Source organism: Aquimonas sp. (assembly GCF_044377145.1).
In the GTDB taxonomy this organism is placed as follows: Bacteria; Pseudomonadota; Gammaproteobacteria; order Xanthomonadales; family Xanthomonadaceae; genus Aquimonas.
Genome location: NZ_JBILJQ010000108.1, coordinates 1 through 10666, shown reverse-complemented (window position 1 = coordinate 10666; position 10666 = coordinate 1). Strand labels below are relative to the sequence as shown.

The following is a 10666-nucleotide window of genomic DNA, read 5'->3' as shown; positions in this document are numbered from 1 at the left end:
CGAGCGCACATGCGCCCGCCATCGCCGCACCTCCGAACACGCCATCGACCGCTCCTCCGTTGGGGAAACCGGAGACGGTCGGGAGAATCAGGTCAGGAAGGTAGGTGAGGTGGGCGGACGCTTACGGCCTGGCGAGCGGATCTCTGCGCGATCAGAGCAGCTGGTCGCGGGAACCCGAGTCGATCTCCTCCCACGTGGAGCGCAGCGTGCGCAGGCCTTGCGCCAGCTCCGCCCGCGTGGCGGCAGCGCCCAGACAAACCCGCAGGCCCGGCGCTGGAATCGACTGCAGCAGCGGCGCCGCCGGCGGAGTGAGGCGCAGCCCGCGCCGCAGCAGTTCGGCGTGCAGGGTTTCGGCACGGCCTGCAGGCACGGGCAGCCACAGCTGCGGCGCGGGCGTGCGGACTGCGCCGACGATGTCTGCGCCGAGGCATTCGCGCGCCAGCCCGTGCAGAGCCGCCAGCTCGACGCGCATATCGGCCACGATCGCCAACGCATCGCCGCTTTCCAGCAGTTGGCAGAACGCCCGCGCACTCCACAGGCTCGGGCTCAAGCCCAGGGCATAGCAGCGACTGCGCAGGGCCTCGGCTTCGGTCTCAGGCGCCAGCACCCAGCCCGCCGCCAGCCCGGGCGCGAGCGCTTTCGAAACGCTGCCGACGAGAAAACAACGCTGCGGCAGCAGCCCGGCAAGCGGCGACAGCCCAGCGCCAGGAGACAGCAGCGCCGCATAGACATCGTCCTCGACGACCCACAGGCCGAGCCGCTGCGCGATCTCCGCCAGCGCGTGTCGTCGCGCGGCCGAGGCGACGCTGCCCAGCGGGTTCTGCAGACTCAGCGCCGCCAGCCAGACCCGCGCGCCAGTCGCTCTGGCAGCGCCCTCCAGCGCCTCCGGCACGCAGCCCTGCGCATCGACCGCCAGCGGCACCAGCTCCAGCTTGAGCGTCGCCGCCAACTGCTTGAAGCCCTCGTAGGTCACCGCATCGCAGAGCACGCTGCCGCCCCCGGGCAGCAGGTGCTGCAGACACAGCATCAGCCCGCTGCGCGCGCCGTGGCAGGCGATGACGCGCTCCGACACCTGCCCGGCAAAGCCACAGCCGCCGTCCATCCACGCCACCACGGCCGCCTGATAGCGCTGCAGCAGTGCGGTCGATGCATAGCCGCACAGCGCCTGCGGGTTCGGCGCGTTCGCCAGTGCGCGCAGCGTCTGCGCCAGGCGGGCCGCCCCAACTCGCAGGGGCGGCAGGTTGATGCCGAGGTCGAGCAGCGCGTCGCTGTCGGGTGACGTCGGTGACGCCTCAGCGGCGACTTCTGCTTCAGAGCGCGTGCGATTCATCGCCGGATTCTGCTGCACATCGAGGGCGAGGCCCAGCTGCGATTCGACACCAGAGCATGTTTCGCGGTCCGCAGCGGCGCGGCTGTCGCGATTTCCCCAGCAGTCCGATCAAGGTCGAGCCTGCCGTCCACGCAGGAGTCTCGGCGCGACACGCGGCAGCCGAAGCCGCCACTGGCGCGAGAGCCCGTGCACCCCACGGCAGCTCAAGTCCGCGGCAACCATGGCGGCATCTTGCGCCGACTGCTGCGACTTCGCGCTGCGCTCACGCCGTGACGACACGCAAGTGAACGAACATTACATTTTGAGAGGCTAAACTCGCGCCATGACCAGCGCAGCCCAGTTGCCAGTGGACGAACCGCAGCTGCCGGCAACCGCCGATGCCGATCGCGTGCGCTGGGGCCAGCGAATCGCCGCGCTGCGCAGCCGCAGCCTGGCACTCGCCGCCCCGCTCAGCGACGAAGACCAGTGCGTGCAGAGCATGCCGGATGCGAGTCCGGTCAAGTGGCATCTGGCGCATACCAGCTGGTTCTTCGAGACCTTCATCCTGCTGCCGCAGGTGCAGGGTCTGGCCCCGTTTGATGAGCACTTCGGTTACCTGTTCAACTCCTACTACGAGGCCTTGGGCGAGCGTCAGCCGCGGGCCCAGCGCGGGCTGCTGACGCGACCCTCGGCGCCACAGGTGCGCGCCTATCGAGCGCACGTGAATGAGCAGCTGCAGCGATTCATCGAGCGCGCCGACGCGGCCCAGTGGCAGTCGAGCCAGGCACTGCTGGAACTTGGCGTACAGCACGAGCAGCAACATCAGGAGTTGCTGCTGACCGATATCAAGCACCTGTTGGCGCAGAACCCGCTGAAGCCGGCCTACCGCAACACGGCGGTCGAGGCGGACGACGCCCTGCCGCGCGTCCACCCTGCCGCGCTGCCCGCGCGCGCCATGCGCTTCATCGAGCGGCCACGGGCGATCGAGCAGATCGGCGCCGGCAGCGAGGGTTTCGCGTTCGACAATGAGGGGCCGCGGCATGAGGCCCTGCTGCTGCCGCACGCGATCGCCGACCTGCCGGTGCGCGCGTCCGAGTTCGCCGAGTTCGTCGCCGACGGCGGCTACCGGCGGCCGGAACTCTGGCTCAGCGAGGGCTGGGCGCAGGTGCTCGTCGGCGCGATCGTTTCGCCGCTGTACCGTGAATCCGCCGAACACGCCAAGCACTTCACCCTGCGCGGCCTGCAGCCGATCCACCCGGACGAGCCGGTCAGCCACCTGAGCTACTACGAGGCCTGTGCCTATGCGGCTTGGGCCCGCGCACGCCTGCCAACCGAATTCGAATGGGAGTCCGCAGCCCGTGCCGGCCTGCTGGAAGGCATCGGCGAGGTGTGGGAGTGGACGGGCTCGGCGTATACCGGTTATCCGGGGTTTGCGCCGGCGCCGGGCGCGGTGGGTGAGTACAACGGCAAGTTCATGGTGGGTCAGCAGGTGCTGCGTGGAGCCAGCTGCGTCACGCCGCCGGGACACGCTCGCGTGTCCTATCGCAACTTCTTTCCGCCGGCTGCGCGCTGGCAGTTCACGGGCCTGCGGCTCGCCAAGGACCTGACATGAGCGTTCACAGCCTGCGTCCGCCGAGCTATTCGACCGCCGAACCACGGCCGGTGGAGGACCCCGGCGCGCGCAGCTTCGCCGACGCGCTGCATGCGGCATTGGCGCAGCGGCCCAAGCGGATTTCACCGAAGTGGTTCTATGACGAGCGCGGCTCGGAACTGTTCGAGGCGATCTGCGAACTGCCCGAGTACTACCCGACCCGCACCGAGCTCGGCCTGCTCGACGCCCATGCCGAGCAAATCGCCGCGCTGATCGGCCCGGGCGCCGAAGTGGTCGAGTTCGGCGCTGGCGCCAGCCACAAGGTGCGGCGGCTGTTGGATGCGCTCGCCAAGCCCCGCTGCTACCTGCCGATCGACATCTCCGGCGGGCACCTTGAAGCCTCGATCAAACCGCTGCGCCGGGATTACCCCACGCTGCTGGTGACGCCATTGGCCGCCGACTTCACCCAGCCGCTGCGGCTGCCGCCGATGGCAGAGGCCGCGCAGACTCGGGTGGGCTTCTTTCCAGGTTCCTCGATCGGCAATTTCGAGCCCGCCGAGGCCAGCGCACTGCTTGCACGCTTCGCCGCGATGCTGCGCGACGGCCACGGCGCGGAGCGCGCCCGCCCGCCCGGTCTGCTGGTGGGCGTCGATCTGGTCAAGTCGCCGGCGCTGCTGCATGCGGCCTACAACGATGCTGCGGGGGTGACCGCGGCGTTCAATCGCAATCTGCTGGCGCGGGCCCAACGCGAGCTCGACGCCGGTTTCGACATCGAAGCCTTCGAGCACTACGCCTTCTACCAGCCCGAGCAGCAACGCATCGAAATGCACCTGCTGAGCCGCCACGCGCAGACGGTGCAGCTGGACGGCCGCAGCTACGCATTCGACGCCGGCGAGAGCCTGCACACCGAACGTTCCTACAAGTACACCGTGCGGCAGTTTCAAGCCCTCGCCTGCAGGGCTGGCTTCGAGCCAGCTCAGGTGTGGTGCGATGTCGACCAGCTGTTCAGCCTGCACTGGCTGACGCTGCCCCACGCCTAGAACAGCCCAGCAAGGAAATCGGAATGAAAGCGATCTGGAATGGCGCGGTGCTGGCCGAAAGCGACGACACCGTGGTGGTCGAGAACAACCACTACTTCCCCGCGGATGCACTGAACCGCGAATTTTTCAAGCCCAGCGACCACACCAGCGTGTGTGGCTGGAAGGGCACGGCGAGCTACTTCAGCGTGGAAGTTGACGGCCAGAGCAATCACAACGCGGCCTGGTACTACCCCGAGCCCAAGGAACGCGCGACGGCCATCCGCGGCCGGGTGGCGTTCTGGAAGGGCGTGCAAGTCCAGCCCTGAGCGGCCGCGCTGGCGCGAGCCGGCGACCGGGCGCGGCTCGGTTCGCCTTGCGATCACGGCAGCGGCGAATCTCGGCGAAGCCGCGGAGCACGGGGTTCGCGACTTTGCTTCAGGCTCTGCGCGGACATCGGTTGTCGCGCTTGGCGTGCGCGTGATCGCTGGAAACCGCTGTGTGAGTGCAGGCGCACCGCTGCTCCAGTCGGTGCCGCGCATTTTTCTTCGTTGTTGCGAGCGTTGGCGTGGCGCTTGGCGCATGCTTCGCATCTGCGCCGATGCCGTGCGTTCGGCCAATCCCGGAGCTTCGCCATCCATGTCTGCTCTGCATGTCGCCGCGGTTCTGATTTTCCTCACCGGCTTGGCGCATTCCGTGCTCGGCGAGCGCTACATCCTCATCCGCCTGTTCCGCCGCGACAACCTGCCGCCGCTGTTCGGTGGAACGTCCTTCACCACGCAGACGCTGCGTTTTGCCTGGCACATCACCACGGTGGCATGGTGGGGGTTTGCGCTGTTGCTGTGGCAGGCCGCATCCGGCGCGCTGACCGTCCGCGGCATGCTGGAGGTGCTGGGCTACACCAGTGTTCTGTCCGGGCTGCTGCCGCTGGTGCTCACGCGCGGACGGCACCTGTCCTGGGTGGTGTTCTTCGCCGTCGGGGCGATCGTGCTGTGGTGGCCGCGGGTTTAGCGGTGACTTGATGCCGGTTTGCTGCCCGATGTTGTTCGCCGCACGTGGCTGACAGCCGGAGTACTTGACCCCAGAGCGTCCCAGAATGTCCTGCATCCTTCGTATTGGTGGAACCTCGCTTGAAATCGACGCGCTGCTGTCGTCGTGTTCGCTCACGCCTGACGCGCAGTGGCGACGGGGTGAGGTGCGGACGGTTGGACGCAAGGTGTGCAGTACTTCAGGCGCGCACTTCGTTGCGAGCAACGCCGACTTCGATGCGTTCGACATCCAGGTCGCGGACGCCACCGCCTTTCTGTGCGAGCACTCGGCGGAGCTTCGCCGTCTCGCGGCTTTCGATGGGGTCGACTCCGCGACTCTGGATTTCGCCGTGTCCATCTACGAGAACACGATGGTGAGGTCGTGCGCGCTGTCGCCTGAGTTGGTGCGCTTGGCCGCCGATCTGGGGCTCGGCTTGGAGCTCACGTTCTACGCGTGCAGCCATGAAACCGAAGAGGACGACTGAGTCGCGCTGCTCGCAGGGACGCTTATCGTTCTCGCGCTCGCCCGTTCTCACGCGATGTCTCGCGCTTTGTCCTTCAACTTCTCTACCACCGGAGCGTTGCGATGTTTGAAGTCACCCTGCATGTGCTGTATCCCCAGCCGACCGATGTCGAGCAGTTCAATCGCGACTATCGGGAGCACCTTGCCCTGTTTCACCGCCGGATGCAGGTGCCTGAGCACCCGAGGCCCTACACGGTGACGCGCTTTGTCGATCTGCCGCAGGGCGCTGCGGCCTACTACCAGATGTTCGCAATGCCCTTCGCCTCCGCGGAGGCCTTGCAGCAGGCGCTGGGTTCGGCGGAAATGCAGGAAGTGGCGGCTGATGCGGCCCGCATTTCGAGCGGCGGTGCGCCGCTGATTCTGATCGGTGCAGTGTCTATCTGAGGCCCACGCGATGGGTGCGGTGCGCCGGTGTTTGGGTGATACCAACCGCGGGGTCTGCGAACGCGTGCCGATGAAGCCGGCGACACTGCCACTCAGCCGGCCGGGTAGATCCCACCCAGCACCCGAGGCCCAACCGCGCCGGTGGCCTCGAACAGGTTGCCGGGGCGGCCGATCAGGGTTTCGCGGGCCAGCCAGGCGAAGGTCATGGCTTCGACGAAATCCGGGTCGACGCCGTGTGCGGCCGTGGATTCCACCGTGCGGGTCGGCATCTGCGCGGCCAAGCGGGTCATCAGCACGCTGTTGTGCACGCCACCGCCGCAGACCAGTACGCGCGCGCAGTCCGGCTGCCAGCGCTGTACCGCGCTCGCGATGCTGGCGGCGGTGAACTCCAGCAGGGTGGCCTGCACATCGGCGGCTGACAGATCGAAATCCGCCAGCTGGGGCTGCAGCCACTGCAGGTGATAGCGATCGCGGCCGCTGCTCTTCGGCGGCGGCTGGTCCAGGTAGTCATCCGCGAGCAGGCGCGCCAGCAGGCCCGGGTGCACGCGGCCTTCAGCCGCAAACGCGCCGCCGGCATCGTAGTTCTGGCCGCGCTGCTGCAGGCACCAAGCGTCCATCAGGCCATTGCCGGGGCCGCAGTCGAAGCCCTGCACTGGCGCCTCTGCGCCGCGCAGTGGATCGGGTGCGCGGGCGCCGAGCAGGCTCAAGTTGGCGATGCCGCCGATATTGAGCACGGTGCGCGCTTCATTGCGGTCAGCGAATACGGCGCGATGGAAGGCCGGCACCAGCGGCGCGCCCTGGCCACCGGCAGCGACATCGCGGCGGCGGAAGTCGGCGACCACGCTGCAGCCGGTGCGCTCGGCAATCCGGCTTGGATCGCCGATCTGCAGGGTGAAAGGGCGCGGCCCGCGCGGGCGGTGGCGCAGGGTCTGGCCGTGCGAGCCGATCGCACGCACGGCGCGGCGGTCGAGGCGGAAGTCGTGGATCAGCTGCAGCGCGGCGTCGGCGAAGGCATCGGCGACGGCGGTGTCCAGCTCGCCGAATTCGTCCAGTGACACCTGCGGCTGATGCTGTGAGACGCGCAGGATCTGCGCGCGCAGGTCGGGATCCCAGGCGTAGGTGCGGCCGGCACGCAGCTGAACGCGTGCGCCATCCAGTTCCACCGCGGCGACATCGATGCCGTCCGCGCTGGTGCCGGAGATCAAGCCGAGGAAGAGTCCGTCCTGCGCCGCGGGCTCGCCGGCAGCGCGCACGAGGGAATCAGCGCGCGGCGGAGACTCAATCTGCAAAGGCGCTTGCCGCGATCAGCGCGAGGCCAGCGCGCCGGCGCTGGTCTGCATCACCTCAAGCCGGGCCAGCATCGGCTGGGTCTGGCTGCGGAAGCGCGCCAATTCGCCGCCGGGCAAGGGCTGCGGCTTGGGCATGGTCACGGTCAGCGGGTCGCGGTGCACCCCGTGCATACGGAATTCGTAGTGCAGGTGCGGGCCGGAGGCCAGGCCCGAGGCGCCCACATAGCCGATCGTGCTGCCCTGGCTGACGCGCGCGCCGGTCTTGTAGCTGGAGAACCGCGACATGTGCGCGTACAGGGTGGTGATGCCGTTGCCGTGGTCGACGATGACGGTGCGGCCATAGCCGTTGCGCCAGCCGGCGAAGGTGATGCGGCCATCGCCGGCGGACTTGATCTGGGTGCCGGTGGGGGCAGCGTAGTCGACGCCGCGGTGCGCGCGCGTGGTGCCCAGCACCGGATGGCGGCGCGCCGAGCTGAAGCGCGAGCTGATGCGGGCGAAGTCGATCGGCATGCGCAGGAAGGACTTCTTCATCGGCCGGCCGTCGGCGTCGTAGTACTCGGTCTTGCCGTCGGCGAAGGTGTAGCGGAACACCTGGTAGGTCTTGCCCTGGTTGACGAAGGTCGCCGCCAGGATGTCGCCACCGCGCAGGCGCTCGCCGTCGCGGTAGATGTCTTCGTAAACCACATGGAAGCTGTCGCCGACGCGCAGATCCTGCGCGAAGTCGATGTCGTAGCCGAACACCTTGGCCATCTCCAGCATGCTGGAGGTCGACATGCCGGCGCGTTCGGTTGCTTCCGACAGCGAGTGGGTGATGTTGCCCGAGGCCATCTGCACGCGGCGCTGGACCTCGCGCTCAAGCTTTTCCTCGTGGATGCCGTCGGCGCCGACATGCAGCACCACGCGGGTGGCTTCGTCGCGATCAAACCGCAGTGCGCGCAGCTGGCCGGCGCTGTCGACATCGAAGGCGAACTCGGTGCCGGGGCGGAAGCGGGTCAGCGGTTCACTCGCGCCGGGGTGTTCCAGCAGGCGGTGCATCAGGGTGGCCGACAGGCCCTGTTCGGCGAAGATCGCGCCCAGGGTCTGGCCGGGTTTGACCGTGACGACCCGCCAATCGGCTGCATCGCTGGCCAGGCGCGCCGCGCTGGCCGCTGCCAGGGCCTCGGCCTCTTCGCTGCCGGCGGTGATCACCGGCAGATCCAGCTGCAGGTATTCGCGGGTGACATCGTGCGGTTCAAGACTGGCGCCGGCGAAACCGGGGATCGTCAGCACCACCAGGGTCGAGACCGTGGCCAGCATCGAGGCGACGATCCAGTGGTCGCGACGGAAGCGCGACAGCGGCGACAGGGATGAGGATTTCGAGCTGGCCGGGCCGGATTCAACGGTTTCAGAGCGGCGGACGGCCTGGAGTGGGCGGGGGCGTACGGGGCTGGACGTCGGATCGTTGGGTTGCACAGGCGATGCTCAAGAGCTTGAAGACCGCCGCACCATAACCAGCCTTAAAACCCTACGTCAAACCTTTGTTGCAGAAGGGATTTCAGCGCCCGTTAGAGTTAACTTCCAATTAACGCGGTTCAGTCCGCAGTGTGACCCTGATCACGCTCCACCGGCGAAGCCGTGCTGGCGCCAGGCCTCGAACACCAGCACCGCGACCGCGTTCGACAGGTTCAGGCTGCGATTGTCGGGGCGCATCGGCAGGCGCAGCCGGCAGTCGGGGGCGATGTCGTCCAGCACCGCCTGCGGCAGGCCGCGGGTTTCCGGGCCGAACAGAAACGCATCGCCGGGCGCGAACGCGACCTGGTCGTAGCGGCTGCTGTTGCGCGTCGACAGCGCGAACAGCCGCGGCGGCTGGATCGACGCCAGCGCTACCGCCAGCGAGTCGTGCACCTGCACCTTGGCGTACTCGTGGTAATCGAGGCCGGCGCGGCGCAGGCGGCTGTCGTCGAGCTCGAAGCCGAGCGGACGGATCAGATGCAGGCGCGCGCCGGCATTGGCGCACAGCCGGATCACATTGCCGGTGTTCGGCGGGATCTCCGGCTCGTACAGCAGCACTTCGAACATCGATCAGGCCTTCAGCGTCGCCATGTCGATCACGAAGCGGTAGCGCACATCGTTCTTCAGCAGCCGCTCCCAGGCCTGGTTGATATCGGCCATGGCCACGGTTTCGATATCGGCCAGCACGCCGTGCTCGGCGCAGAAGTCGAGCATCTCCTGGGTTTCGGCGATGCCGCCGATCAGCGAGCCGGCCAGCCGACGGCGGCGGCCGATCAGCGCGAACGGCTGCACCGGCAGCGCCTGTTCCGGCACGCCGACCAGCACCAGGGTGCCATCGGTGCGCAGCAGGTTGAGCGCGCTGTTCAGGTCGTGCACTGCCGACACCGTGTCGAGGATCAGATCAAACCGGCCCGCCGCCGCCTTCATCGCCTTGGGGTCGGTACTGACCAGAAAATCCTGCGCGCCAAGCTCGGCAGCGTCCGCGCGCTTGCTCTGGGAGGTCGAGATCACCGTCACCTCGGCACCCATCGCCCGCGCCACCCGCACGCCGACATGACCCAGACCGCCCAGGCCCATCACCGCGACCCGCTTGCCCGGACCAGCGCCAAAACGCTTCAGCGGCGAATAGGTGGTAATGCCGGCGCACAGCAGCGGCGCTGCGCGGTCCAGCGGCATGCCCTCAGGCACCCGCACCACAAACGCCTCATCGACCGTGATGCGCTGGCTGTAGCCGCCGAAGGTCATCGTTTTGCCGTCCTGCTCGTAGCCGTTGTACGACATCGACGCACCGGCCGAACAGAACTGCTCCTCGCCGGCCGCGCAGGATTCACAGCGGCGGCAGGAGTCGAGCATGCAGCCGACGCCGACCCGATCGCCAACCTTGAACTTGCCCACCTGCGCACCGACCGCGGTCACATGTCCGACCATCTCATGCCCCGGCACCATCGGAAACAACGCCGGCCCCCAGTCCTCGCGCGCCTGATGCAGGTCGGAATGGCAGACCCCGCAGTAGGCGATCTCGATCAGCACATCGGTCGTTCCCGGCGCACGGCGGTCGAGCTTGAACGGCGCGAGCGGGGCTTTGGCGGAAGGGGCGGCGTAGGACAGGGCGGGGTGGGGCATGGGGGAATCCTCGGGGGTAAAGCGAAAGGCTAGCGGTTAAGGGGTGTTTGCTCCGTTGCCGGCGCGCTAGCGTCAGGTTCGTCAGGTTCGTCGGATTCAAGGAGCCAGTCGATGGTGACGCCTTTGGCAGCGAGCAGCGCGCGGACCCGTGGCTTCATCCTGTCGGGGATGATGATGCGCTGCAAAGGCCCGGCTGAGTTGCCTCCGCCGCTGCGGGCTTCTGAGGCCATGCTCAGGAACGCTTGGTCGAGCGGCTGCCTGATGTCGCACTGGACTATGTAGACCGGATCCTGCCGAGCAACACGCAGCGGAACGCGTCAACCCCTTTGAGACAGCCTGTTCACCAGATAGCTGTCATTCGTTCTCCTGAGTGGCGGATTCGCTCATGCTTGCGATCTCGTTGCTTCCGAGT

11 protein-coding genes are annotated in these 10666 nt (G+C 67.8%); 6 read left to right on the top strand and 5 right to left on the bottom strand.

Features of this window, described 5'->3' with window-relative positions:
• Positions 1–151: 151 nt before the first annotated feature.
• Entirely contained in the window at positions 152–1330 is a 1179-nt protein-coding gene (locus tag ACIQ7H_RS20605; protein ID WP_395795091.1) for a PLP-dependent aminotransferase family protein, read from the bottom strand.
• A gap of 322 nt (positions 1331–1652) precedes the next feature.
• Between ACIQ7H_RS20605 and egtB the strand changes: the two genes are divergently transcribed.
• The 6 genes from egtB to ACIQ7H_RS20575 all read left to right on the top strand — a co-directional run bounded on the left by egtB (position 1653) and on the right by ACIQ7H_RS20575 (position 5851).
• On the top strand, positions 1653–2921 hold the full coding sequence (egtB, locus tag ACIQ7H_RS20600; RefSeq protein WP_395795089.1) for an ergothioneine biosynthesis protein EgtB: 1269 nt from the start codon (positions 1653–1655) through the stop codon (positions 2919–2921).
• On the top strand, positions 2918–3940 hold the full coding sequence (egtD, locus tag ACIQ7H_RS20595) for an L-histidine N(alpha)-methyltransferase (protein ID WP_395795087.1): 1023 nt from the start codon (positions 2918–2920) through the stop codon (positions 3938–3940). Before egtB ends, egtD begins: the two co-directional genes overlap by 4 nt.
• A 23-nt stretch (positions 3941–3963) precedes the next feature.
• Positions 3964–4245, top strand: coding sequence for a DUF427 domain-containing protein (locus tag ACIQ7H_RS20590; RefSeq protein ID WP_395795086.1), 282 nt, complete (start codon positions 3964–3966; stop codon positions 4243–4245).
• A gap of 310 nt (positions 4246–4555) precedes the next feature.
• Positions 4556–4927 (top strand): hypothetical protein, encoded by a 372-nt coding sequence (locus ACIQ7H_RS20585; protein ID WP_395795085.1) that lies wholly within the window; start codon positions 4556–4558, stop codon positions 4925–4927.
• 85 nt (positions 4928–5012) lie between these two features.
• A complete protein-coding gene (locus tag ACIQ7H_RS20580; protein ID WP_395795084.1) occupies positions 5013–5429 on the top strand; it encodes a hypothetical protein in 417 nt (138 codons plus the stop codon).
• Between the two features lie 101 nt (positions 5430–5530).
• Complete coding sequence (locus ACIQ7H_RS20575; protein ID WP_395795082.1) at positions 5531–5851, top strand: EthD family reductase; 321 nt, start codon at positions 5531–5533, stop codon at positions 5849–5851.
• Between the two features lie 92 nt (positions 5852–5943).
• On the opposite strand, the gene ACIQ7H_RS20570 is transcribed toward ACIQ7H_RS20575, so the two are convergent.
• The 4 genes from ACIQ7H_RS20570 to ACIQ7H_RS20555 form a co-directional block, all read right to left on the bottom strand.
• Entirely contained in the window at positions 5944–7104 is a 1161-nt protein-coding gene (locus tag ACIQ7H_RS20570) for an anhydro-N-acetylmuramic acid kinase (RefSeq protein ID WP_395795080.1), read from the bottom strand.
• Positions 7105–7155: 51 nt separating this feature from the next.
• On the bottom strand, positions 7156–8592 hold the full coding sequence (locus ACIQ7H_RS20565; protein ID WP_395795078.1) for a peptidoglycan DD-metalloendopeptidase family protein: 1437 nt from the start codon (positions 8590–8592) through the stop codon (positions 7156–7158).
• A 141-nt stretch (positions 8593–8733) separates the two neighbouring features.
• A complete protein-coding gene (locus ACIQ7H_RS20560; protein WP_395795076.1) occupies positions 8734–9198 on the bottom strand; it encodes a tRNA (cytidine(34)-2'-O)-methyltransferase in 465 nt (154 codons plus the stop codon).
• A 3-nt stretch (positions 9199–9201) separates the two neighbouring features.
• On the bottom strand, positions 9202–10254 hold the full coding sequence (locus tag ACIQ7H_RS20555; protein ID WP_395795074.1) for an NAD(P)-dependent alcohol dehydrogenase: 1053 nt from the start codon (positions 10252–10254) through the stop codon (positions 9202–9204).
• Positions 10255–10666 lie beyond the last annotated feature (412 nt).